Origin of the sequence: Pseudomonas arcuscaelestis (assembly GCF_016881005.1) — a bacterium.
Taxonomy (GTDB): domain Bacteria; phylum Pseudomonadota; class Gammaproteobacteria; order Pseudomonadales; family Pseudomonadaceae; genus Aquipseudomonas; species Aquipseudomonas arcuscaelestis.
Map to the genome: position 1 here is coordinate 34018 of NZ_JACOPV010000005.1, position 24441 is coordinate 58458.

General features: G+C 59.9%; 23 protein-coding genes, 1 tRNA gene and 1 pseudogene. 11 read left to right on the top strand and 14 right to left on the bottom strand.

All coding sequences use genetic code 11. The features are described 5' to 3' along the window. Positions 1–29: 29 nt before the first annotated feature. Positions 30–752, bottom strand: a complete 723-nt coding sequence (locus H8F21_RS08625; protein ID WP_203479202.1) for a lysophospholipid acyltransferase family protein — start codon at positions 750–752, stop codon at positions 30–32. A 120-nt stretch (positions 753–872) separates the two neighbouring features. Continuing rightward, entirely contained in the window at positions 873–1562 is a 690-nt protein-coding gene (locus H8F21_RS08630) for a crotonase/enoyl-CoA hydratase family protein (RefSeq protein WP_203584226.1), read from the bottom strand. 301 nt (positions 1563–1863) lie between these two features. Here H8F21_RS08630 and H8F21_RS08635 point away from each other — a divergent pair. Next, a tRNA-Ser gene (locus tag H8F21_RS08635) sits at positions 1864–1953 on the top strand. Between the two features lie 143 nt (positions 1954–2096). On the opposite strand, the gene H8F21_RS08640 is transcribed toward H8F21_RS08635, so the two are convergent. Then, positions 2097–4226 carry a TonB-dependent siderophore receptor gene (locus tag H8F21_RS08640; RefSeq protein WP_203584227.1) on the bottom strand — a complete coding sequence of 710 codons (2130 nt, stop codon included), beginning with the start codon at positions 4224–4226 and terminating at the stop codon, positions 2097–2099. A 156-nt stretch (positions 4227–4382) separates the two neighbouring features. Continuing rightward, positions 4383–5576 (bottom strand): MFS transporter, encoded by a 1194-nt coding sequence (locus H8F21_RS08645; protein ID WP_203584228.1) that lies wholly within the window; start codon positions 5574–5576, stop codon positions 4383–4385. 106 nt (positions 5577–5682) lie between these two features. Between H8F21_RS08645 and H8F21_RS08650 the strand changes: the two genes are divergently transcribed. Next, complete coding sequence (locus tag H8F21_RS08650) at positions 5683–6570, top strand: LysR family transcriptional regulator (protein WP_203479198.1); 888 nt, start codon at positions 5683–5685, stop codon at positions 6568–6570. Positions 6571–6575: 5 nt separating this feature from the next. On the opposite strand, the gene H8F21_RS08655 is transcribed toward H8F21_RS08650, so the two are convergent. Next, the gene (locus tag H8F21_RS08655; RefSeq protein ID WP_203584229.1) at positions 6576–7325 is read right to left on the bottom strand and encodes a 3-oxoacyl-ACP reductase family protein; all 750 of its coding nucleotides are present in this window, start codon (positions 7323–7325) and stop codon (positions 6576–6578) included. A gap of 123 nt (positions 7326–7448) precedes the next feature. Between H8F21_RS08655 and H8F21_RS08660 the strand changes: the two genes are divergently transcribed. Further along, entirely contained in the window at positions 7449–8375 is a 927-nt protein-coding gene (locus H8F21_RS08660; protein ID WP_203584230.1) for a LysR family transcriptional regulator, read from the top strand. Between the two features lie 23 nt (positions 8376–8398). On the opposite strand, the gene H8F21_RS08665 is transcribed toward H8F21_RS08660, so the two are convergent. Both H8F21_RS08665 and H8F21_RS08670 read right to left on the bottom strand, forming a co-directional pair. Continuing rightward, on the bottom strand, positions 8399–8881 hold the full coding sequence (locus tag H8F21_RS08665) for a GreA/GreB family elongation factor (RefSeq protein ID WP_203479195.1): 483 nt from the start codon (positions 8879–8881) through the stop codon (positions 8399–8401). 4 nt (positions 8882–8885) lie between these two features. Then, a complete protein-coding gene (locus tag H8F21_RS08670) occupies positions 8886–9272 on the bottom strand; it encodes a hypothetical protein (RefSeq protein WP_203584231.1) in 387 nt (128 codons plus the stop codon). A gap of 123 nt (positions 9273–9395) precedes the next feature. Between H8F21_RS08670 and earP the strand changes: the two genes are divergently transcribed. Further along, positions 9396–10529, top strand: a complete 1134-nt coding sequence (gene earP, locus H8F21_RS08675) for an elongation factor P maturation arginine rhamnosyltransferase EarP (RefSeq protein ID WP_203584232.1) — start codon at positions 9396–9398, stop codon at positions 10527–10529. Between the two features lie 49 nt (positions 10530–10578). Then, positions 10579–11151 carry an elongation factor P gene (locus tag H8F21_RS08680; protein ID WP_136475136.1) on the top strand — a complete coding sequence of 191 codons (573 nt, stop codon included), beginning with the start codon at positions 10579–10581 and terminating at the stop codon, positions 11149–11151. Positions 11152–11216: 65 nt separating this feature from the next. Here H8F21_RS08680 and H8F21_RS08685 read toward each other — a convergent pair whose 3' ends face one another. The 3 genes from H8F21_RS08685 to H8F21_RS08695 form a co-directional block, all read right to left on the bottom strand. Beyond that, entirely contained in the window at positions 11217–11645 is a 429-nt protein-coding gene (locus H8F21_RS08685) for an organic hydroperoxide resistance protein (RefSeq protein WP_203479192.1), read from the bottom strand. 128 nt (positions 11646–11773) lie between these two features. Further along, positions 11774–12235: a MarR family winged helix-turn-helix transcriptional regulator gene (locus H8F21_RS08690; RefSeq protein ID WP_203479191.1), complete on the bottom strand. Its 462-nt coding sequence runs from the start codon at positions 12233–12235 to the stop codon at positions 11774–11776. Between the two features lie 59 nt (positions 12236–12294). Further along, complete coding sequence (locus tag H8F21_RS08695) at positions 12295–13248, bottom strand: LysR family transcriptional regulator (RefSeq protein ID WP_203479190.1); 954 nt, start codon at positions 13246–13248, stop codon at positions 12295–12297. Between the two features lie 125 nt (positions 13249–13373). Between H8F21_RS08695 and H8F21_RS08700 the strand changes: the two genes are divergently transcribed. Next, positions 13374–14123 (top strand): sulfite exporter TauE/SafE family protein, encoded by a 750-nt coding sequence (locus H8F21_RS08700; protein ID WP_203479189.1) that lies wholly within the window; start codon positions 13374–13376, stop codon positions 14121–14123. Here the strand turns inward: H8F21_RS08700 and H8F21_RS08705 are convergent. Then, complete coding sequence (locus H8F21_RS08705) at positions 14113–14967, bottom strand: LysR family transcriptional regulator (protein WP_203542945.1); 855 nt, start codon at positions 14965–14967, stop codon at positions 14113–14115. The genes H8F21_RS08700 and H8F21_RS08705 overlap by 11 nt on opposite strands. Before the next feature lie 97 nt (positions 14968–15064). Here H8F21_RS08705 and H8F21_RS08710 point away from each other — a divergent pair, with 97 nt between their 5' ends. Together H8F21_RS08710 and H8F21_RS08715 are read left to right on the top strand one after the other, a co-directional pair. Further along, positions 15065–15295 carry a DUF1127 domain-containing protein gene (locus H8F21_RS08710; RefSeq protein ID WP_236042951.1) on the top strand — a complete coding sequence of 77 codons (231 nt, stop codon included), beginning with the start codon at positions 15065–15067 and terminating at the stop codon, positions 15293–15295. 58 nt (positions 15296–15353) lie between these two features. Then, positions 15354–16595: a winged helix-turn-helix domain-containing protein gene (locus H8F21_RS08715; RefSeq protein ID WP_203584233.1), complete on the top strand. Its 1242-nt coding sequence runs from the start codon at positions 15354–15356 to the stop codon at positions 16593–16595. Here H8F21_RS08715 and H8F21_RS08720 read toward each other — a convergent pair. Then, complete coding sequence (locus tag H8F21_RS08720; RefSeq protein ID WP_203479185.1) at positions 16576–17922, bottom strand: class II 3-deoxy-7-phosphoheptulonate synthase; 1347 nt, start codon at positions 17920–17922, stop codon at positions 16576–16578. The genes H8F21_RS08715 and H8F21_RS08720 overlap by 20 nt on opposite strands. A gap of 128 nt (positions 17923–18050) precedes the next feature. Between H8F21_RS08720 and H8F21_RS08725 the strand changes: the two genes are divergently transcribed. Further along, positions 18051–18806, top strand: coding sequence for a spermidine synthase (locus tag H8F21_RS08725; protein WP_203584234.1), 756 nt, complete (start codon positions 18051–18053; stop codon positions 18804–18806). Between the two features lie 318 nt (positions 18807–19124). Then, positions 19125–20820: pseudogene (locus H8F21_RS08730) on the top strand (DEAD/DEAH box helicase). A 58-nt stretch (positions 20821–20878) separates the two neighbouring features. Here the strand turns inward: H8F21_RS08730 and H8F21_RS08735 are convergent. Next, a complete protein-coding gene (locus H8F21_RS08735; protein WP_203479182.1) occupies positions 20879–21646 on the bottom strand; it encodes a DODA-type extradiol aromatic ring-opening family dioxygenase in 768 nt (255 codons plus the stop codon). Between the two features lie 103 nt (positions 21647–21749). Between H8F21_RS08735 and H8F21_RS08740 the strand changes: the two genes are divergently transcribed. Beyond that, positions 21750–22400 (top strand): thiopurine S-methyltransferase, encoded by a 651-nt coding sequence (locus tag H8F21_RS08740; protein ID WP_203584235.1) that lies wholly within the window; start codon positions 21750–21752, stop codon positions 22398–22400. Between the two features lie 988 nt (positions 22401–23388). On the opposite strand, the gene htpX is transcribed toward H8F21_RS08740, so the two are convergent. Then, positions 23389–24276 carry a protease HtpX gene (gene htpX / locus H8F21_RS08745; RefSeq protein WP_203479180.1) on the bottom strand — a complete coding sequence of 296 codons (888 nt, stop codon included), beginning with the start codon at positions 24274–24276 and terminating at the stop codon, positions 23389–23391. Positions 24277–24441: the final 165 nt, after the last annotated feature.

Consider the following 24441-nt stretch of genomic DNA (forward strand, 5'->3'; position numbering starts at 1 on the left):
TGGTCTGACCCGCAGAATTGAGCAACCGTTCAGGCCTGTTGCAGCTCCACTTCCATCAAGTCGATGCAGCGTTGCATCTGCATGCGGCATTGTTCAGCCAGGGCAGGAACATCCTGTTGGGTCAGGCCGCTGGTGGGAATCGGGGGCAGGGAGCGGATGATGACTTTGCTGCGGCGCCAGCTGTTCAGGTTCAGGCGATAGGCGTAGCGGCTGACGCACACCGGTACGATCGGCACGCCGGCCTCTACAGCCATATGGAAGGCGCCCTTTTTGAACGGGATCAACTGCTCGCCGGCATTGCGGGTGCCTTCGGGAAACACCCAGATCGAGGTGTCATCTTCACGCAAGGTGCGCGTGGTGGTCTGCATGGCGCGTCGCGCATGGTAGGAGTTGCCGCGGTCGATCAGCACATTGCCGCCCAGCCAGAACAGTTGGCCGAACAGCGGAACCCACTTCAGGCTCTTTTTGCCGATGCACACGGTACGTGGCGGCACCACATGCCCCAGCACGAACAAGTCATGGTTGGATTGGTGATTGGCAACGATCACACAGCCGGGAGGCTGGTCGAACAACGGGCCGACCTCCGCCTTTACATCTAGGCGCATCAGCCAGGTGGCTGGCAGGCCGTAGAGACGGGCGAAAATTCGGCTGTTGTCCGGATTGAATGGCCGGCACAGGCCTATCAATACACCGACCACGCCGATCACAACAAAATGCAGCCCCAACAAGAGCATGCGTGTAAGAAAAAGCATTTTACGACTCGCAATTGGCAAACGCGGCGCAGTGTACGGGTGTGCACTTGCGTGGGCAAACGCTCAATGCGGTCGTAGGGGCCTGATTTGTAAACAAAAGCAATCAGGCCTTGGTAGGGGTCAGGCCAAATGTTCCTGGTCACGGATGATCGCGTCATCCAGCGCATCGAGCAGCGCTTTGCGCACTTTGAGCTTGGTGTGCTTATGCGCGTTCATGTTGATCTTCTTCAACTGACGCGCCGCAGCCAGTGCGGCGTCCTGCAGTTGCTCTATTGTCACCACTTTGTCGAGGAAGCCGGCATCCACGGCGCTTGCCGGGTCGAACATTTCGGCGTTGATCACCGAACGATGGAAGGCCGAGTGGCGCAGGCGATCACGGGCCAGTTCGATACCGGCGTGGTGCATGGTCATGCCGATCTGCACTTCGTTAAGGCCAATGCTGAACGGACCTTCGACGCCAATCCGGTAATCGGCTGAAAGCAGCAGGAATGCACCCTTGGCCACCGCATGGCCTGGGCAGGCAACAATGATCGGAAACGGATGCGCGAGCATGCGACGCGCCAGGGTAGAGCCTGCGGTGACCAGGCTGACGGCTTCTTTCGGGCCGCTGGTCATGACCTTGAGGTCGTAGCCACCGGAAAGAATGCCCGGCTGGCCAGTGATGATTACCACTGCACGATCCTGCACCGCTTGGTCCAGCGCCGCATTGAAAGCGGCAATCACGTCTGGAGAAATGGCGTTGACCTTGCCGTTGTTCAGGGTCAGGGTCGCAATGCCGTCTTCGAGGTGGTAGGTAATCAGCTCACTCATGACACAGTTCCTAAAGGGAGAGTGGGGCAGACGTTACTCAGGCTGGACGGTGAGGTAAAGCGCTGTGACTGACTGACCGGTCAGCGATTGGCTGCTTTGCCGTGCAGGCTGGGGATAATTCGCTGTGCAGGTACCTGAGGGCTGCCGAAGCACACCAAAGATTGGCGACTTTGCCCTGTGCGCCGCACTTTTTCGCTGGATCAGCTTAAATATATGAAAATTCTGAAAAAAACCTTTGCCATCAAATCCTCTTTCGACTACATTAGCGCGCCTCGACAGGCTGAACAGCTTGAAGAGAAACGGTGAAGTGTCCGAGTGGCTGAAGGAGCACGCCTGGAAAGTGTGTATACAGGAAACTGTATCAAGGGTTCGAATCCCTTCTTCACCGCCACATTTAGAAGAGCCCCCGACCTGAAAAGGTCGGGGGCTTTTTGCATTGTGCGGGCAGCCATAAGGCTGCAACCGCTGTGCTGCCGGTTACCTGGCTAACCCGCGCCTACCGGCAGTTTGTATACGCGGGGAATAGTAGGACGTTTAGAAGTTCACCGATGCGGAGAGCCGCGCTGTTCTTGGTGCGCCTTGAAACAGGTAGGCATCGCCCAGGTATTCACCGGCATCACGCCAGTAGCGCTTGTCGAAAACGTTATCGACCATCAGCCGCAGCGTTGTGTCGTAGCCACCTAACTTTGTCGTATAGCGGCTGCCGAGGTCGAACACGGCATAGCTGCCCACTTCCACTGTTCCCGCCTGATTGGCGTACTTGCTGGCGCTGTAGCGCGCCCCGCCCAACAAGGCCAGGCCGGAAATCGGCAGGCTGTAGTCGGCCTGCAATGCTGCGCGGAAGTTGGGTACGTTGATCACCTGGTGATCTTCATAGTCAGCGGTGCCACTGTTCTTCACCCGGGCGCGGATGGCGGCAGCGCTGGCATTGATCTGCAGGCGCTCGGTGACCCAGCCGCTGGCGCCCAGTTCCAGGCCGATGTTCTTTTGCTGGCCTTGTTGCACGTAGGTGAAGTGGCCCGCGCCGTCCGGGCGGGAATACTGGTAGGCCTGGCGCAGTTGGAACAAGGCTGCACTCAGGCTCACGCGCTGCCAGTCACGCTTGATGCCGACTTCCAGTTGGTGCGACAGAGTGGGGGCAAGAATTTCGGCGATATTGGTGGCGAACCAAGGCGCTGTGCCTCCGGATGAAATGCCTTTGCTGTAGCTGGTGTACAGGCTGATATCCGGGCGTGGCTTGTAGATCACGGCAGCATTGGGCAGAAGTTGGTAGTCGCGGGTATGGCGGCCAGGGGTACCGTTCTCATCGAAGGTTTTTTCGTCCAGCCGCACCAGGCGTGCGCCGAGCACGGTCTGCCAGTGTTCGTTGAAGCTGATTCGGTCGCTGGCAAACAGGCCGTATTGGCGACTGTCCAGGCGGCGCGTGCTGGAGCCAACGGTTTTGTTGGACGGTGGCAGCACGGGTGTTGGCTGATAAATATTGCCGCTGCCGAGCCATTCGTTGAAATAGGGGCGTTGGTCGAGGGTGCGGCGTTGCGCACTGGCGCCGACAGTCAACTCGTGGGCTAACCCCATGGAGTCGAAACGACCATTGAGCGCTGCCTGCGCTTCGTCGGTACGGCGGGTGTCGTCGGGGCTGCGATAGTCATAAATGTCGTAGTCGCCGGCGCCGCTGAAGTAGGCGCCCTCGCTCGATCCCCAGGCGAAGGCGCTGTAATCATCGATCACCACTTTGCTGCGTGAGGCGCTGAGCGTGCCATTCCAGGTATCGTTGAAGCGATACTCGAATCGCCCACCCAGGTTCAGGGAGTCGATGGTCACCGGCTTGGCCCAGCGCTGGTAGGCCAGGCGGTCGTGAGGGTCAATATCGTGCGGCAGGCTGGTGCCGCCCAGCAGTTGATAGCCCGGCACCGAGCGTTGTTCGCGCTGCTGGTATTCAGCATCGAGTTGCAGCACTGCGTCGGGGTTGATCTGCCAGTCGAAGGCCAGCGCGGCAAAGTCGCGTTTGCCGTCGGCATGGTCGACATAGGAGCGGATGTCTTCGTGTGCCAGGTTGGCGCGCAGGCCGAACTGACGCTCACTGCCGAACCAGCCGCCCAGGTCGGTGGCGATATAGCGCTCGCCATCATCGTTGCTCGATACGGTTAGCGAACGGACGTTTTCGGGGCGCTTGGTCACGTAGTTGATCAGCCCGCCGGGCTCGGCAACGCCGCTTTGCAGGCCGGACAGCCCCTTGAGTAACTCCACCTGCTGTTTGTTCTCCAGGGCTACGTTCTGCTCACCGGCAATGGTCTGGCCATTGATCTTGTAGCTGCTGGCAGCATTGAGCTCGAAGCCACGCACGTTGAAGTTTTCGTAGTAGCCGATCGGCGCGTAACTCTCGCCCACGGATGCATCACTCTGCAGCACTTCGCTGAGCTTTCGTACCTGCCGGTCCGCCAACAATTGCTCGCTGAATACCGCCACTGACGCTGGGGTGTCGAGCAGGGGCGCCGGGGCAAAACCGCTAACCGAGGCCTCCTGTACCTGATAGCCCTCGCTGTAGGCCTCGGACACCTGCAGCGGTGCCAGGGTGATGCTCTCCTGGGCCAGGCTTGGACACGCGGGCAGGGCCAAACTCAAACCGAGCAGGCTCAGGGGTAGGCGAGGGCGCAGCAGGGTCATGCAAGAAGCTCCTTGAAAGCAGGCAGCAAGCGCGCCGCCAGCTTTTGTTCGCTGTTGCGCGGCGTAACTTCGGTTGACTGCTGGGTGTCAGGCCTGCCGGCATTGCGCCGGCAGGCGGGGGCGCATCTTAGCAGGCTTGATGCGCTGGGTAGCGGCTCAAGCCGTCCGTGCCCGCAGGCTACGTTGACGTTCTGCCAGGGCCCAGACCAGCAAGGCCAGGCTGCCGATCGCCAGCCCGCAGAGGACGATACCGTTCCAGCCATAGGTCTGGAACAGCTGGGTGCCGAGCAACGAGCCCAGCGCACCACCCATGAAATAGCAGGTGATGTAGCCGGCATTCAGGCGATTACGCGCTTCCGGACGCAGGGCAATCACAGCATTTTGATTGCTGACGTGTACCAGTTGTACCGCCAGATCCAGCAAAAGGACGCCGATCAACAGCGCCAGCAGAGATGAATGGGCAAACCCCAGGGGCACCCACGACAGCAGCAGGGCGAGTAATCCGACCGTGGTGCCCAGCGCGCCTTTACCGCGGTCAGCCAGACGTCCTGCCCAGTTGGCGGCCAGCGCACCCGCCGCACCGGCCAGGCCGAACAAACCAATCACGGCGTCGCTGTACTGGTAGGGTTCGGCTGCCAGCAGGAACGCCAGTGGCGTCCAGAACAACGCAAACAGGCTGAAGCTGAGCAGCCCGAGCAACGAGCGCAGGCGTAAAACCGGCTCATCGACGAACAGGCGAAACACCGAACCGATCAGCGCCGGATAACGCAACCCGGCATGCTGGTGACGTTCAGGCAGGGCGCGCGCCAGGGCAATGGCACAGACAGCCATCAAGGCGGCCGCCAGCAAGTAAATGCTGCGCCAGCCGCCCAGCTCAGCCATGAATCCAGCCGCTGTGCGCGCAAGCAAAATGCCCAGCAGCAAGCCGCTCATCAGCGTGCCAACCGCCCGGCCGCGCTGGTTCGGTTCACTCAAGCCTGCGGCCATGGGCACCAGAATCTGGGCCACCACTGAAAACAGGCCGGTCAATGTCGTGCCCAGCAACAGCCAGACCAGATTCGGTGAAAAAGCACTTATCAACAGGCCCAGGGTGCTGATGGCGATCATGCTGACGATCAACCGTCGCTGCTCGAACAGGTCGCCCAGGGGGGCGAGCAGCAGGAGGCCTGCGCCATAGCTCAGTTGCGCAGCGATAACGATGGCGCCGGCGCCAACGGTGGTCAGGCCGAAATTCTCGGCGATGCTGTGCAGCAACGGCTGCGCATAGTAGTTGCTGGCTACGGCCAGACCGGTGGCGGTGGCCATCAGCAGGATGAGCCCGCGGCTCAAGGTGGAAGTGGAGGTGGTCATGGACCGTCTCGATCAGTGGCAGTTAGGAAATGAGATTATCGGAAATGCGCTAGCATGACGCCAATGTATCGTTTTCATTCTATCCATCTTGAAAATAGATCGTTCTATGAACTTGAAGCAGATCGAGTATGCGCTGGCGGTGGTCGATACCGGTAGTTTCACCCGCGCCGCGCAGCAGTGCCATGTGGTGCAGTCGGCCTTGAGTCATCAGATTGCCCGGCTTGAGGAAAGCCTCGGTGTAAGCCTGTTTGAGCGTAGCTCGCGACGGGTGCGCCTGACGCCTGCCGGTGAAGCCTTTGTGCGCAGCGCCCGCCCTGCACTGGAAGCGACCCGGCGAATAGCCGAGGATGTGGCGGCAGCCTGCGGCGAGGTACGCGGACAATTGTCGATCGGCGAGATCACTTCGCTGACAGAACTGGATCTGGTTGATCTGCTCGCAGGCTTTCATCGGCAATACCCGAAAGTGGATATTCGTTGGCTGATGGCCAAGAGCGAGCAGCTACTTACCGATGTCCGCGAACGGCGATTGGATGTGGGTTTTATCGGCATCTGGCCGGGGGAGCCTCCGCAAGGTGTCGAGTACCGCCTGCTCGCAGAAGAGGAACTGGTCGCGGTGCTGCCGCTTGCCCATCCATTGGCTGCGCAGGCGCGCTTGTCGCTGTCTGATCTGCACGATCTGCCGCTGGTGGATTTTCCCGCCGGCAGCAGCGCTCGCAGACAAACCGATGAAGCCTTCGCCGCGGCGCGCCTGACTCATCGCGTGCAGTTTGAAGTGACTAACATTCGCCTGGTGGAAAAGTTCGTCCAGCGCGAATTGGCCATAGGCTTGGTGCCGGAGCGCATTGCCAGTGGCTTCAGCGATGTAGCGACGGTAGCGGTACGTGATGCGCCAAAGCGCCATCTTTATGCAATCTGGTCGTCCAACCCCACGCCGGCTGCCCGGGCGTTCGTTGATATGATCGAGCAAAGCCTGGCGAACCGGGAGGGCGACTGAAGGGATCAGGCCGCGAAGCCGCCATCGACGGTCAGGCTGGCACCGGTAATGTAGGCGGCTTCCGGGCTGGCAAGATAGGCAACGAAGCTGGCGATTTCCTCCACTGTGCCGTACCGACCCACGGCCATGTAGCCCATCAGGCTCTCGGCGAATTCGCCATTGGCCGGGTTCATTTCGGTATCGACGGGCCCGGGCTGCACGTTGTTGATGGTAATACCCAAGGGGCCAAGGTCTCGCGCCAGGCCGCGGGTTAGGCCAACCAGGGCAGACTTGCTCATGGCGTAGGGGCCGCCACCGGCAAATGGCATGCGCTCGGCATTGGTACTGCCGATATTGATGATGCGCCCACCCTGGCCCATATGCCGGGCGGCCGCCTGACTGGCGACAAAAACGCTGCGCACGTTGACGGCCAAGGTGCGGTCGAAATCTTCCAAGTCAAACTCAAGCAGCGGTGCGACCGCCAGCACGCCTGCGTTGTTGACCAGAATGTCCAGCCGGCCAAACGTCTCGACGGTTTTGGCCACTGCGAGCTGCACGGCGTTGGCATCGGCGCTGTCGGCTTGAATCGCCAAGGCCTTGCCGCCGTCGGCAATGATGCTGTGTTGCAGCGCTTGTGCCTGTGCCGTGGCATTGGCGTAGGTGAAGGCGACACTGGCACCTTCGGCGGCCAGGCGTTTGACAATGGCCGCGCCAATACCACGTGAGCCACCCTGGATCAGGGCTACTTTGCCGTTGAGGCGAGTTTGAGTCGACATGAGGTGCTCCCGAAAGAACAAGGCTGGATGCCTTGGATGGGCCTCAGTATCGACGACAGATTACCCTCTGAGTAGCCGGTAATCGCTATAGTCTATGTAAACCAAAAGTATGGAATAGAAGCCGTGGAGTCTTTCAGCAGTATCGAGTGCTTTGTGCGTAGCGCTGAGGTTGGCAGCTTTGCCGAGGCGGCCCGGCGGCTGAGCCTGACGCCCGCTGCGGTGGGCAAGAACGTTGCCCGGCTGGAGGCGCGCCTGGGCGTGAGGCTGTTCCAGCGCAGTACCCGGCGCTTGACTCTTACCGAGGCCGGGCAGCGCTTTTTACGGGAGGTGGCCAGCAGTTTCCAGACAATCCAGTATGCCGTGGCCAACCTTGCCAGTGGTGAAGGGCAACCGGCCGGCACCTTGAAAGTCAGCATGGGCACTGTGTTTGGGCGCTTGTATATCGTGCCGTTGCTGGCCGAGTTTATTCAGCGTTATCCGGCAATCAGTCCCGACTGGCATTTTGACAACCGCCAGATTGACCTTATCGGCCAGGGCTTCGATGCTGCAATTGGCGGCGGTTTTGATCTGCCGCAGGGGGTTGTAGCGCGCAAACTGACACCCGCTCACCGGATTCTGGTCGCGGCCCCGGCTTTCCTTGCGCAACATCCAACGATACGCCAGCCGACCGATCTGCAAGCTCTGGACGGTATCCTCATACGCTCGCCGCAAACCGGACGGGTGCGTTCCTGGCCGTTGACCAATCGCCAGCAGGAACAGGTGCCACTGGGCATTCGCCAGCGCATGACTATGAGCGACTCAGAAGCAGCCTGCGCGGTGGCGCAGCAGGGCTTGGGCGTGGCCCTGGTGAGCATGCCGTTCGCGCTGCCGTACCTTCAGGCCGGTAGCCTGGTTCGGGTGTTGCCGGAATGGTATGTGGACGACGGCAGCATTTGTTTGTATTACGCCGAGCACAAATTGCTGCCGGGCAAGACGCGGGCGTTTGTCGATTTCATCATCGAGCAATTTGCTGCGCAGGGGTTGGCGCAGCGGTTCAGCGCACTGCTTTAATGCCTTCAGCCTGCTGGCTGTAATCAGCTGACATTCACCACCACAAAACACTGCTGTTTACCCGCCAGGGTGAGGCTGACTTCGTCGTCTTCATGCTTACCCATCAGGTTTTGTCCCAAGGGCGAGCGGGGCGTTATCACGGTCACCAACTGCTCGCCCTGGCCAATTTTCAAGCCGGCGCCTTCGGGCCCTATGAACAAGTGCTGGCAACTGCCATTTTCGGCCTCCAGGGTCACCAGGTTGCTGATTTGAATGCCACGTGCCGGGTCGTAATCGCGCAACATCAATTGCTGGTACGCCGCTCGTGCCTGGCGAATCTCTTCCATGCGTCGGGCCTGCCCGGTTGCCAGGTAGGAGGCTTCCAAGCCCAGGGTGTCGTACTTGTTTTCGGCAATGTTCTCTTCGGCAGTGGCCGTTTCATAGGCGGTCTGGGCCGCGCGCTGGGCGACGTCCAGGTCGAAGGTCAAGGTGTCGATGATGCGTTGCAGTAGTTCGGCTTTGTTCATGGTGTCAGTTGCAGAATTCCAGGACGAGCGCGCGGCTCTTTTCGGTCGGTGCCGTGCGGTTTTGTTGGAGCCAGAACTGACACTTGGGATTGGACAGGTTACGCAGGCTGCCTTCAGCCTGGTCTTGGGCCTGTTGCACCTGCTGGTTGCGCAGAATCTGCTGGTACTGTTCAAACATCTGGTTCTGCTGTTGCGGCGCAGTATCAGGGTTGAGCCTACTTGCTGGGGGAACTGCATGCTGGATCAAGGGCTGGACGGTATCCGGGATCAGGCGCCAGGCCAGGTAAATACTCAACGTGATGGCGACCGCTCCGAGCCATAGGCCCAAGGCAATGCACACGATCAGTTGCACAGGCTTCAAGGTGATTTTAAATTCGCGCGGGCGGGGCATGCTGGCCTCCTGGCCATGGCTTAAGTGCTCATTGTGGCATGCCGCGACGGGTTTTTTCCGTGGTGCGCTTTTGTCTGCGATGATTTACCCGGACAATCGGCGCTTTTTTCAAAGGGGCCAGCGATGAAAGCTGACTGGGACATTTTCTGTTGTGTCGTCGATAACTTCGGCGACATCGGCGTGACCTGGCGTCTGGCCCGGCAATTGGTGGCCGAACAGGGGCTGTCGGTGCGCTTGTGGGTCGACGACTTGAATGCCTTCGCGCGAATCTGTCCAGGGGCAGATGCCCAGGCCTCCCGTCAATGGCATAGCGGGGTCGAGGTTTGTCATTGGCTGCCTGAGTGGCAGGGCACGGCAGTAGCTGATGTAGTTATTGGCGCCTTTGCTTGTCAGTTGCCGGCTGCCTATGTGCAGGCAATGCTCGCCTGTCCTCGTCCACCGTTGTGGCTGAACCTGGAATACCTGAGTGCCGAAAGCTGGGTGGAAGGCTGCCATGGTTTGCCTTCCCCTCAGCCCAATGGCTTGCGCAAGGTGTTTTTCTTTCCCGGCTTTAGCGCAAAAACTGGCGGTCTGTTGCGTGAGGCCACATTGTTGGCGCGGCGCCAGGCATTCGAACAGGATCCCTCCGCGCGCCAGGCGTTTCTCCAGCGTCTGAATGTAACTGCAGTCGACGGCGCCCGCCTGATTTCACTATTTGCCTACGAAAATTCGAGCCTGGCCAGTTGGCTTGAGGCATTGGCTGCCGATAGCCGGCCCAACCACCTGCTGGTACCTGAAGGGCGGGTGCTGGGCGACGTGAAGGCCTGGCTGGGGGTGGATGAGCTGGAGGTAGGCAGCGTGGCCACCCGTGATGCCTTGACCGTGCAGATCCTGCCGTTTGTCAGTCAGGACGAATACGATCAACTGCTGTGGTGCTGCGATTTCAATGCCGTGCGTGGTGAAGACTCGTTTGTACGAGCGCAATGGGCGGGGCGTCCGCTGCTATGGCACATCTATGTTCAGGAAGAATACGCCCACTGGGAAAAGCTCGAGGCGTTTCTGGATCACTACGTCGAGGGGCTTTCCTCGCCAGCGAAAAGCGCAATTGTGGATTTATGGCGAGCCTGGAACATGGACAGCGATATGGCCCAGCCGTGGAAACAGGTGCTTGAACACTGGAGTGAGCTCGACCAGCATGCCCGGCGCTGGAGCGCCACTCAGGCCGCTCAGCCGGACCTCGCCACGACGCTGGTACAGTTTTACCGAAATTCGCTATGATATGCGGCCTCGATTTTTGTAAATCCATCCAAATTCGGATAACTAGCAAATGAAAACTGGTAAAGAGCTGAAACCCGGTACCGTGATCCGTATCGACAACGACCCTTGGCTGGTTCAGAAAGCTGAATTCACCAAATCGGGCCGTAACAGCGCGATCATGAAAACCAAGCTGAAGAACCTGCTGACCGGCTACAAGACTGAAACTGTCTACAGCGCCGACGACAAGCTGGACGACGTGATCCTCGACCGTAAAGAAGCGACCCTGTCCTTCATCAACGGCGACACCTACACGTTCATGGACACCACCGACTACACCATGTACGAGCTGAACGCTGAAGACATCGAAGGTGTTCTGCCGTTCATCGAAGAAGGCATGACCGACGTCTGCGAAGCGGTGTTCTTCGAAGAGCGTCTGGTTTCGGTTGACCTGCCGACCACCATCGTCCGTCAGGTTGACTACACCGAAGGTTCCGCTCGCGGCGACACTTCGGGCAAGGTCATGAAGCCTGCCAAACTGAAGAACGGTACCGAACTGAGCGTTGCCGACTTCATCGAAATCGGCGACATGATCGAGATCGATACCCGCGAAGGTGGCTCCTACAAGGGCCGCGCCAAGGTTTAAACCTGGCGTCTGCGCGAATAAAGAACCCGGCCTCGGCCGGGTTTTTTTACGTCTGGGTTTTATCTTCAGACCGTGACGTGCAGGCGTACATCAACGTTGCCGCGGGTGGCGTTAGAGTACGGGCACACCTGGTGGGCGGCATCTACCAGCGCTTGCGCATCTGCTTGTTGCAAGCCTGGCAGGGCGATATGCAGGTCGATGTCCAGGCCAAAACCACCTGGGATCTGGCCAATGCCGACTTTGGCGGTAATCGAGCTATCGTTTGGCAGCGCCTTTTTTTGCTGGCTGGCGACGAACTTAAGGGCACCGATAAAGCAGGCCGAGTAGCCGGCAGCGAACAGTTGCTCTGGATTGGTGCCTTCACCACCCGCACCGCCCAACTCCTTGGGAGTGCTCAGCTTGACTTCGAGTTTGCCGTCGCTGGAGCGCGAGCTGCCGTCGCGACCGCCAGTGGACTTGGCTTGCGCAATGTACAGCGGAGTGACCTTTTGCATCTTGAGCCTCGTTTTCAAAGTTGCGCCGGAGCGCTGAGTGGGGACGAAAATTAAATTAGCGCACAGTTATTTAGTGCGCAAGATAATTTTTTGACCGACTTACCAGCGGTCACTTCCCAGCTTAGCGCTTAGAGGCTCTTTTGCAGGTTTGCACGCAATTCCAGCAAGTCGGCCTGCAGTTGTTGCAAGCGCTCGATGCTTTCACCGCTGGCGGCCAGAATGCAGTGAGGAACCGCTTTGGCCTCGGTTTGCAGGGCGCGCCCCTGGTCAAGCAAGTGCACCAGCACCACGCGTTCATCTTCGCGGCTGCGGGTCCGCTTGAGCAGGCCTTCAGCTTCCAGGCGTTTGAGCAGCGGCGTTAGTGATCCAGGATCGGTAAGCAGACGCTGGCTGATTTCCCCGACGGTCAGACCCTCTTCTTCCCACAGCACCAGCATCACCAAGTACTGTGGGTAAGTCAGCCCGAGCTTCTGCAGCAGTGGCTTGTAGACCTTGGTCATCAGTAGTGAAGTCGAATGCAGGGCAAAGCACACCTGGTTATCGAGCAGCAGTTCCTGGCAGGGTTCAGGTGCTTTCGGGTCGGTGTTCATGCGTATCCTTTAACTCATTAGATCCTTGGAATTTATCACGCGGGTAGTGAGTACGCTGACTACCCGTGCAGCTCGCTTTGCAGCGCCAGGTCCCAAGGAGGGACGGGGCTGAAGCGGCTCTTGAGAAATTCGAGCAACAAACGGCTACGAGAGTTCGTTTCGTGTTCCAGGCGCAGGGCATAAATGCCGCTGGACTCGGCGGCAGGCAGGCCGCTTTCGCAAAACAGCGGCAGCAATTCGCCACGCAGCAGGTATTCGCTGATCAGCCAGGTGGGTAAATGGGCAATGCCAAGGCCTGCCAATGCCCCGAATAGCAGCGTCTCAGCGTTATTGGCGCTCATGCGCATGCGCGTAGGTCGGGACAGGCGCAGTTGTCCATCGACGACAAAGCGCCAGGCGAAGGGTGGGGCCAGGCCGTCCCAGTCCAGGCCGTCGTGCCCGGGCAGTTCTGCGGGGCTGGCAGGAACCCCGCGGGCAGCCAGATAGGCCGGGCTCGCGCAGGCGATGCGCACCATGTACGCCAGCGGTGTCGCAACCAGGCGGGTATCTGCCAAGGGACCGGCACGCAACACCAAGTCGACCTCACCCAGATGCGAGCCATGCAGGTCGACAAAACTGTCGATCAGGCGCAGCTGAACATCGAGGCCTGGGTAGGCCACGAGAAAATCAGCGATAGCGGGCGCCAAATGGCGGCGCCCGAATGCCGCGGGGGCATCGACCCGAATCAAGCCTTCCGGGGCGTTGCTCAGCGACACCGCTTCGGCACGCGCCAGGCGCAGCTCTTCGACGATGCGTCGGGCTCGCTCGGCAAACGCATTACCTGCTGGAGTAGGGCGGACAGCGTGGGTGCTGCGTATGAACAGGCGGCTGCCCACTGCGCTTTCCAGATTGTCGATGCGTCGCGCCACGGCGGAGGGGGTCAGCGGATGGCGACGGGCAGTGGCCGAAAAACTTCCGCTTTCCAGTACATCGAGGAACAGGCCTAGTTGCTCGGTGAGTGCATCTGGATTCATATCGTTGTGATCTGCTTTTGCGTAATGTGCACAGCCATTGTGCGTTGCTATGCGTTTCCCCGCTAGCATCAGGTCGGTAGCATGCGGCCACTGGGTTGGTGAAACTGTAATTGTGGTGAGGCGTAATGATTGAGTGGGTGATGTACATAGCGCTGGGCGCTGCACTGGGCACGGTCGGAGGACTGTTTGGCATTGGTGGCGGGCTTATTGCGATTCCGGCGCTGGGTGTGTTGTTCGGGCTCGACCAGCAACTGGCGCAAGGTACGGCCTTGGTGATGGTGGTGCCCAACGTGCTGCTGGCGCTGTGGCGCTATCACCAGCGCAACCGGATCGAGATGCGCCACGCGTTGCCGCTGGCAATTGCCAGCTTTGTGTTTGCCTGGCTCGGTTCGATTTGGGCCGTGGACGTTGACGCCCAGTCCATGCGATTTGCCTTTGTCATGTTCCTGGTGGCCTTGGCTGTCTGGAACCTTGCTCGCATGTTCATGCGCCAGACCCAGCCTTCCACTGAGCTGCGCTATCCATGGCCCTGGCTCGGTGTGCTGGGCGCAGGCGCTGGAGTGCTTGGCGGATTGTTTGGTGTCGGTGGGGCGGTAGTGGCCACCCCGGTGTTGACCAGTGTATTTGGTACCACACAGGTGGTTGCCCAAGGGCTCTCACTGGCGCTGGCGGCGCCCAGTACTGCCGTAACCCTGCTGACCTACGGTATTCACCAGCATGTGCAGTGGAGCATGGGGATCCCGCTGGCAGTCGGTGGGCTGTTGAGCATCAGTTGGGGGGTCAAGCTGGCTCACGCGCTGCCCGAAAAAGTCCTGCGCTCACTGTTCTGTGGCTTTCTGGTGGTTTGCGCGGTGATGTTGGCGTTCAAGATCTGAAGCCTTCAACGATGTAGTCGGCCATGCAGTCGGTCATCTGTGACTGGCTGCTGTTGTTGCGCAGCAGCATGATGCTGGCAGTCGGCAATACTGGCAGGCCTTCTGCCTCGCCTATCACGCGCAGATCGCTGGTAATCAGGCTCTGCAATTGTGCCGTGACCGCAAGGCCGGCGCTGACCACCGCCATGATTGCCGGGGTGCTGGCGCTGGTATAGGCGATCCGGTATTCCTTCTCGATCGTATCCAGCGCGTTGCAGGCCCAGGTTCGGCAGCAGCAGTCGGTATTGAAAACCGCCAGCGGCAGCGGATTGTGCTCATGCGGGCAGAAACCCTGGGCCTGAACCCACACGGCAGGCTCGCGACGCAGTAACTGACCCACTTCATGGCCGGGCTCGCAAGTGATGATGGTCATGTCCAGGTCTTGGCGTTGCATCAGTTGGCGCGAGCTTTCGCAATGAACCTCGACCTGGATCAGCGGATAGGCCTGGGCAAAACTGGAAAGAATGCCGGGCAAAAAACGCATGGCGTAGTCATCCGGTGTGCCAATGCGCACCATGCCGACCATGTGCGGCATGCGCAGGGTATTGAACACTTCACCGTGGAGTTTGAGAATGCGCCGGGCGTAGCCAAGCAGTACCTGGCCCTCGGCGGTCAGGCGCACCTGACGGCCGTCACGTTCGAACAGCTGGCGCTGAATGATGTCTTCTTCCAGCCGTTTCATTTGCATGCTGACGGCCGACTGGGTGCGGTTCACCACTTCGCCAGCGCGGGTGAAACCACCGTGTTCGGCGATGGCAACGAAGGTGCGCAGCACGTCGGAGTCGATACTCTGATACTGGGACAAGGCATCAATCTCCTAGATGTATTGCATAAGAAACATTCGTTGGATTGATCTTAGGCCTGCGCTGACACTGACGTCATCCCACACGGAGGGTAAGACGATGAAAGGTCAGAAAGCACTTGTCCTGATGCATCCGCGCTTTGCTCTTGGCGGCTTCAGCCATGCCCTTGAGGCAGTCGTTCAACAGTTGGCCCGCTGGCGCCAGTTGCACCGGCAACGGATGGAACTGGCGCGCCTGAGTGATGCCGCACTGCACGATATCGGCATGAGCCGGGTTGACGTGCTGCAAGAGGTGGAGCGGCCATTCTGGGATGACCCGTTAAAAAAATGAGTCGCGCCCGGCAGGCGTCACTACTACCTTAAGTGGGCTTGTTCTGAAGGAGTCGGGCATGCCCACCACACAATCCTTTTCGCTGGCGCAGGCGCGTCGCCTGGCGTTGTCGGCCCAGGGCTTTGCCGGGCCCACCCCGCGCTCACAAGTGAGTGCCGCGCATCTGCAACGGGTGTTGGAGCGCCTGGGTGTGGTGCAGATCGACTCGGTGAACGCCTTGGTGCGTTCGCATTACCTACCGATATTTTCGCGGCTGGGCAGTTATCCACAGGCGCTGCTTGACCAGATTGCCTGGGGTCAGCGGCGCCAGCGCAAACTGTTTGAATACTGGGGCCATGAAGCTTCGTTGCTGCCGCTGGCGTTGTATCCCATGCTCCGTTGGCGCATGGACCGTGCTCGCCAAGGACAGGGTATCTACCCGCAACTGGCACGGTTCGGGCGTGAGCAGCAGCCAACCATTGCCCGTGTTCTGGCTGCCGTTACCGCTCGGGGCGCTTTAGCTGCCGGTAGCCTGTCCACCCGCGAAGTGCGTGCCGGACCCTGGTGGGACTGGAGCGCGGAAAAGCATGCGCTGGAATGGTTGTTTGCCGCGGGCCTGGTCACCGTTGCCGGGCGACGTGGTTTTGAGCGTTTGTATGATCTGCCTGAGCGGGTGTTGCCAGCGGCGCTGCTGCAGCAACCGTTACTCGACGAAGCGCAGGCACAGCGTGGGTTGCTCCTGCAAGCGGCCACTGCTTTGGGCGTGGCGACCGAAAAAGACCTGCGCGACTACTATCGACTCAGCCCGGCAGATAGCCGTGTTCGCGTGGCCGAATTGGTGGAGGAGGGGCAACTGCAAGTCTGTTCCGTGCAAGGTTGGCCCCAGGCAGCCTATTGCCTGGGCGCTGTGCGGCTGCCGCGTAAAGTCGCCTGCAGCGCATTGCTGTCACCCTTCGATTCGTTGGTCTGGGAGCGAGGACGTACCGAGCGCCTGTTCGATTTCCGTTATCGCTTGGAGATTTATACGCCGGCGCACAAACGGGTCTATGGCTATTACGTTCTGCCGTTTCTACATCATGAACGGATCACCGCGCGTGTGGATTTGCGCGCAGATAGGGCCGGCGACTGCCTGGCGATCCATGCGGTGCACGAGGAAGTCCAGGGCCTGGATGACGCTGGGGTGCAAGCGCTGGCTGACAGCCTGTGGAACATGGCGAGGTGGCTGGGCTTGAGCCGCTTGCAGCTTGGTTGCCCTCGGGCCAGCGCCGCGCGGTTGCGCCCGGCACTGGCCCACAGCACCTTCAGCGTCGGACTTGCTTGAGGGTCTCGGCGATCAGGAAGGCCAGCTCCAGGGACTGGTCGGCGTTCATGCGCGGATCGCAATGGGTATGGTAGCGATCTGACAGGGCGTCTTCGGTAATGGGGCGGGCGCCACCGATGCACTCGGTGACATTCTGCCCGGTCATTTCGATGTGGATGCCACCGGCATGGCTACCCTCGGCCTGGTGCACCTGGAAGAACTGCTTGACCTCGCTGAGGATCTGCGCGAAATCGCGGGTTTTATAGCCGCTGCTGGCCTTGATGGTATTGCCGTGCATCGGGTCGGAGCTCCACAGCACCTTGCGTCCTTCGCGCTCGACGCTGCGAATCAGTGCTGGCAAGTGCTCGCCGACCTTGCTGGCACCCATGCGCACGATCAGGTTGAGGCGGCCGGGGTCATTGTCCGGGTTGAGCACATCGATCAGGCGAATCAATTCCTCGGTGTTCATGCTCGGGCCGACCTTGACCCCGATAGGATTATTCACCCCGCGCAGAAACTCCACATGCGCACCGTCGAGTTGGCGCGTGCGGTCGCCGATCCAAAGCATATGCGCCGAGCAGTCATAGTAGTCGTTGGTCAGGCTGTCACGGCGTACGAAGGCTTCTTCGTAATTCAACAGCAGCGCTTCATGGGCGGTGAAAAAGCTGGTTTCACGCAACTGCGGCGAACTGTCCATGCCACAGGCACGCATGAACGCCAGGGTTTCGTCGATACGGTCAGCCAATTGGCTGTACTTTTCTGCCAGTGCCGAGTTGGCAATGAAGTCCAGGTTCCACTTGTGCACCTGGTGCAGATCGGCAAAGCCACCTTGGGCAAAGGCGCGCAGCAGGTTCAAGCTGGCGGTGGACTGGTGATAGGCCTGGAGCAGGCGTTCCGGATCGGGTACCCGGCTTTTTTCGTCGAAGCCGATGCCATTGACGATATCGCCCCGGTAGGCCGGCAGGGTTACCCCGGCGATGGTTTCATCATTTGCCGAGCGCGGTTTGGCAAACTGCCCAGCCATGCGACCGACCTTGACCACCGGGCAGCCGGCGGCAAACGTCATGACAATCGCCATTTGCAACAGCACCTTGAAGGTGTCGCGGATTTTTGCCGCCGAGAACTCGGCGAAGCTTTCTGCGCAATCGCCGCCCTGCAGAAGAAATGCGCGGCCCTGGGTGACTTCGGCAAACTGTCGGCGTAGCTCCCTGGCTTCACCGGCGAATACCAGCGGCGGGTAACTGGCCAAGGTCTGTTCGACCTTGAGCAGGTGCTCGGCGTCGGGGTAGGAAGGTTGCTGCTGGATCGGCAGGGCGCGCCAGCTGTCAGGGCTCCAGGGTTGGTTCATCACGGGCTCGGTCAGGTCGGAAAGGGGCTGCCTGCCATGTTAACAGTTGCGGCACGCCTTGTTGCACTGGCGCCATTGACGGACAATGGCTGTTTTGCTCGAAGCAGCGGCGCAAGCCGGGAGACAGCATGACAGTGGAACGGGTGGAGCGGGTGCTGGCCCAGGTGCAGGACCAATACGGCACCATCAGCGTCCTGGAGGTCGAGGACTATCGGTTTCTCGAATTCGGTGAAGCCATCGAGCAGAGCTGTGTGTTTACCGCCGATCCGAGCTGGCTGGAATATGACTATACCCGCGCCATGTTCATCGCCGCGCTGTGCCACGCCGCGCCCGAGAGCGCGCTGTTTCTTGGTCTGGGCGCCGGAACCTTGACCCAGGCCTGCCTCAAGTTCCTGCCGCTGGAAGATGTCGAGGCAATTGAACTGCGTCCCGATGTACCGCGCCTGGCCATCGAGTATCTGGGCCTGGATGATGATCCGCGCCTGTATATCCGTATTGGCGATGCCATGGAGTTGCTGCGTTCAGCCGAGCCTGCCGACCTGATCTTTGTCGACTTGTATACCGATCATGGGCCGGGTGTGGCCCATCTGGCGTGGCGGTTCCTCGAAGACTGCCAGAAGCGGTTGCATCCCGATGGCTGGCTGGTGATCAATCAGTGGGCCGGCGATGATGGCAAGCCGTTGGGCGCCGCCTTGCTGCGTGGGCTGTATCACCGTCACTACTGGGAGCTGCCGGTCAAGGAGGGCAATGTGATTATTATCGTTCCGGCCGACCTCGATCAGGAACTGGACATGGCCGGGCTCCAGGCCCGTGCCGCGGCGCTAGCACCGCGTCTTGGCTACTCGCTGGACGCCTTGATCGCAGCGATCCGCCCGGCTACTTGAGACGTGTTTGCAGCAGGCGCTAGAAAAACGTTTCAGCTGTCTTCAAACCCATCGCCCCAGGCCCGTCGTACCGTGGCTTGGGGTAGGCGTGTTGGAATAAAAAAATCTCCCGCGATTTTGGAATTCAGGTATAGTACGCGCCGGTCTTTTACCAGACCTCGTTTAGGTAGTGCATTTCCGAAGCCAGCTTCGGCTGCGCGTCCGCCCTGCGGACTCTCCCTGACGTTCCTTTTTTTCTTCAATCGTTTTCGCAAATCCCCGCCGACAAAGCTGCCAGGGTGACTTTCGAGTCTTACAAGGCATGCGCAGCTTTGGAGCATGGGTCTTTGCGGATGCACTTAGAGGCAGACCCATGACCCAGGAAACCGGCGGCTTCGCCGCTCTCGATCTTCATCCAAGTATTGTTGCCGCCGTTCTGGCTACTGGCTACGAAGAGCCATCGGCCATTCAGCAGCAATCGATCCCGATTATTCTTGCCGGTCATGACATGATCGGTCAGGCGCAGACAGGTACCGGCAAAACTGCCGCCTTCGCTCTGCCAATCCTGCACCGCATCGACCCAAGCAAGCGCGAGCCGCAAGCCCTGATCCTGGCGCCAACCCGTGAGTTGGCGCTGCAAGTAGCCACCGCTTTTGAAACTTACGCCAAGCAAATGCCTGGCGTTACCGTGGTGGCCGTATACGGTGGTGCCCCAATGGGCCCACAACTCAAAGCAATCCGCAATGGCGCGCAAATCGTCGTTGCTACCCCTGGCCGTCTGTGCGACCACCTGCGTCGCGACGAGAAGGTTCTGGCAACCGTCAATCACCTGGTGCTCGACGAAGCCGACGAAATGCTCAAGCTGGGCTTCATGGATGACCTCGAAGTCATCTTCAAGGCCATGCCGGAAACCCGTCAGACCGTACTGTTCTCCGCAACCCTGCCGGCCTCCATCCGTGCAATTGCCGAACGTCACCTGCGTGATCCGAAGCACGTCAAGATCCAGACCAAAACCCAGACTGTGACTGCCATCGAGCAGGCTCACCTGATGGTTCACGCTGACCAGAAGGTTTCCGCTGTCCTGCGCCTGCTGGAAGTGGAAGAGTTCGACGCGCTGATCGCCTTCGTGCGTACCAAGCAAGCGACCCTGGACCTGGCAAGTGCCCTGGAAGCCAAAGGCTACAAAGCTGCAGCGTTGAACGGTGACATTGCCCAGAACCAGCGTGAGCGCGTTATCGACTCGCTCAAGGATGGTCGCCTGGACATCGTCGTCGCTACCGACGTTGCCGCTCGTGGTCTGGACGTACCGCGCATCACTCACGTGTTCAACGTTGACATGCCTTACGATCCTGAGTCCTACGTTCACCGTATCGGCCGTACCGGTCGTGCCGGTCGCGAAGGTCGTGCACTGTTGCTGGTAACGCCGCGTGAGCGTCGTATGCTGCAAGTGATCGAGCGTGTCACCGGTCAGAAGGTTGCCGAAGTGCGTCTGCCAAATGCTCAGGCCGTTCTCGATGCTCGCATCAAGAAGCTGACCAACAGCCTGGCGCCATTGGTTGCCGACGCCGAGTCGACCCATGGTGATCTGCTCGATCGCCTGACTGCCGACATCGGTTGCAGCCCGCGTGCCCTGGCCGCAGCGCTGCTGCGCAAGGCTACCAACGGTCAGGCCCTGACCCTGGAAGCTGTCGAGAAGGAGCAGCCGCTGGTTCCGACCTCCGCCCCGCGTGAGCGCACTGGCGATCGTCCAGACCGTGGCGAGCGTGAGCGTCGTGCACCTATGCCGCTGGGCGAAGGTCGTGCACGCTGCCGTACCGCGCTGGGTGCGCGTGATGGTATCGCTGCCAAGAACCTGCTCGGCGCCATCCTCAACGAAGGCGGCCTGGCCCGCGAAGCAATCGGCCGCATTCAGGTGCGTGATAGCTTCAGCCTGGTTGAACTGCCGGAAGAGGGTTTGGAGCGTCTGCTGGCCAAGCTCAAGGACACTCGCGTTGCCGGTAAGCAGCTGAAGCTGCGCCGTTATCGCGAAGACTGATCCGCGAGCACTAAAAAAATCCCCGACTGAGTCGGGGATTTTTTTTGCCCAGGCTATTTCAATCGAAGCGATAGATGTCCATGCCCAGCGCCCCCAGGGTGAAGCCCTGGTGAACGATTGCGAACTTCGTGCCCGCACCTCGAGCGAAGTACAGGGGCAGTAAATGCTCATCGCTTGGGTGATTGCGCACAGCAAAGGGGGCCAAGTGTCGGTAATCATGCAAGGCCTGAGTGTCATCCGCCTGCAGTTTTTCGATCATCCAGTCCCGGAACGCCAGCGCCCAGGGCTCAATGCTTTGCGGTCCTGCGCGCCAGTCCAGTTCGCCCAGGTTGTGAGTGATGCTTCCGGAGCCGATCAGCAGAATGTCGTCATCTCGCAAACTCGCAAGCGCGCTGCCCACCAGTTCCTGAAACTTCGGCCCAAGTTGTGTGGGAAGGGAAACCTGCACCACCGGAATCTCCGCGTTCGGATACATCAGCGATAGAGGAACCCAGGTGCCATGGTCGAAGGGCCGTTGGGGGTCGAGGCGGGTTGGCATGCCGGCCGCGCAGAGCAGTTCTGTTACCTGTTGAGCCAGGGCCGGGTCGCCGGGGGCAGGGTACTGCACGGCATACAGTGCGGCGGGGAAGCCGCCGAAGTCGTGCCAGGTTTGCGGGTTGGGGCTGCTGGATACCAGCAACTCCCGGCTTTCCCAATGTGCTGAGACCACCACGATTGCTTTGGGTCGTTTTAATGCAGCAGCCAGGCGTTTCAAGGCAGGGCCACTGGCACCTGGCTCCAGGGCGAGCATGGGCGAGCCATGGGAAATGAACAGGCTGGGCAGCATAAGGGTGCTCCGGACGTTAAGATGTGCTCATCTTCGGGCAAAGCATTGATCTAAATCTAATATAAGTTTTCGCAGTATTTGATCGAATTTATCGAGGTGAGGCATGCAGGCAGAGTTTTGGCATTCGCGTTGGAAGAATAATCAGATCGGCTTTCACCAGTCTCAGGTCAACGCCCATCTGCAACAGCACTGGCCGGCGTTGGCTGTGGCAGCCGGAGCGCGCGTGCTGGTGCCGCTGTGCGGCAAGAGCCTGGACATGCTCTGGTTGGCAGGGCAGGGCCTGCAGGTGCTTGGCGTGGAGTTGTCGGAGCGTGCGGTGGAGGATTTTTTCGCTGAGCATCAGTTGCAGCCCCAGATCACTCAGCAAGGTCCGTTCAAGGTTTTTCGCTGCGACGCCATTGAGATTCGCTGCGGCGACTTCTTCGCCTTGCGCGCTGAGGACGTCGGCGCGTGTGCTGCTTTGTACGATCGAGCTGCACTGATCGCGCTGCCCGCGCCTATGCGCGTGCGTTATGTCGAGCATTTGCAGACCCTGCTTGCGCCACCGGTGAAGGGCTTGTTGATCACCCTGGACTACGACCAGTCGCAGATCGACGGGCCGCCGTTTGCCGTCGTCGATGACGAAGTGCAGGCGCTGTTCGCCGCCTGGCAGCCGCGTGAGCGGGTATCGCATGATGTGCTGGCCGAGAGTCCGAAATTCCAACAGGCTGGCGCCACGCGCTTGCTGGAGCGGGTCTATCAGTTGCAACGCTGATATAAAAAAGGTCTTTCACGAAATCCCAGGGCATGATCTTGGGGCTGGGCTGGGCTGGGCTGGGCTGGGCTGGGATTGAGTCTGTGAGCTTATCCATTCAATGCGGCGCCGCTGTTGGCCCCTTCCGCCCTTACGGCGGGTCCCTTTTGTCTTGGCAAAAGGAACCAAAACCGTGTGTCCCTGCATTCGGCCCTGCGCTGCGCTCCGGGTCCCCTCGCTCCGGCATTGCTCCCGTCGGGACCGCACCGTAGGGCCGTCCTGGCCCTACGGTGCTCGCAGGCCATCCATGGCCTGCACCCGACTACGCAATACCTACACTCAGCCTGCTGAAGGGACGATCCAGGGTGTCTGGGCTGGCGATGTACGAAGAGCCAGATCAAAAGCAAAAGCTGCACACCAGCGCCTCGCTGTTGCTGTTGCTGTTGCTGTTGCCGTTGCCGCTGCAGTGCTTCTACCTACACAAATCGTGCAGACGCCACAAATCGTCCCTTCAGTAGGCCGAATGGAACCCTTGCGTAGTGGGGCGACGGCCATGGATGGCCGGCGAGCGCCGCAGGGCCAGGACGGCCCTTCGGCGCGGTCCCCGCGGGAGCAAGGGTGGAATGAGGGGACCCGGAGCGCAGCGTAGGGCCGAATGCAGGGACAGGGGGTTTGCCCACTTTTGCCCCGACAAAAGTGGGTCGCCGTAAAGGCGAAACCAGCCAGTGGTGCCACCATATCAAACGGATATGCCCATCGACACACGAGCCACATTCCGGTACTCACTCGCGGGCGGCCAACTGTGTAGTCAGTGACGCATACAGCCAGACGCAGATCCATTGGCGTGAGCGGTTTGGAGTCACCCCCCATCAAACGGATATACCCATCGCCACTCGAGCCACATTCCGGTGCTCGCCCGCTAGCAGGCCCGGTGCGTAGTTCCCGGAATTCCCTGAACAACCATAAAAAAGGGCGGCCCTGAGGCCGCCCTTGTTCCTTGCGCTGTCCCTTAACCGCGACGGCGCAGAGCTTCGATGCGATCTTCCAGCGGTGGGTGGCTCATCAGCAAGCCAGCCAGGCCCTGCTTGAGGCCGCCGTTGATGCCGAAGGCGTTCAAGGTGTCGGGCATATGCACCGGTACCCCTTGTTCCGAACGCAGGCGCTGCAGAGCGCCAATCATCGCGCCGGTACCGGCCAAGCGTGCACCGGCTTCGTCAGCACGGTATTCGCGTTTACGCGAGAACCACATGACGATCGTGCTGGCGAGGATACCCAGAATCAGCTCGGCTACGATGGTCGCGATGTAGTAGGCGATACCTTGGCCTTCTTCGTTCTTGAAAATCACCTTGTCGACAAAGTTACCGATGATGCGAGCGAAGAACATCACGAAGGTGTTGACCACACCTTGTATCAGCGCGAGGGTAACCATGTCGCCATTGGCTACGTGGCCGATTTCGTGGGCCAGCACTGCACGTACTTCGTCGGGCGAGAAGCGCTCGAGCAAGCCCTGGCTAACAGCAACCAGTGCGTCGTTGCGGTTCCAGCCAGTAGCAAAGGCGTTGGCCTCGTAGGCCGGGAAGATACCCACTTCCGGCATTTTGATGCCAGCTTCGCGGGACAGCTCTTCAACGGTCTGCAGCAGCCATTGTTCATGGCGGGTGCGCGGCTGACTGATGATCTGGGTGCCCGTGCTCATCTTCGCCATCCACTTGGAGATGAACAGCGAAATCAGCGAGCCGGCAAAACCGAACACGGCGCAGAAAATCAGCAGCTGATCGAGCTTGAGGTCAACCCCGTTTGCCGCCATGAACCCATTGAAGCCAAACAGGCTCAAGGTGATGCTGGCAATCAGCACAACCGCAAGGTTGGTGGCTACAAACAGTAAGATGCGCATCATGGTTGTTACGTTCTCCTGACGGATAAAAGTGTCACGTATGCCGGGGTATATAAGGTGCGGGCTCGAGTGATTCAACCGGGCGACTATTTCAAACTGTGTACTTCTTTGTATTACAGTCGAATTCCATCATCCCGCACGCGAGATCATCAGGTCTTACAGAAGGGG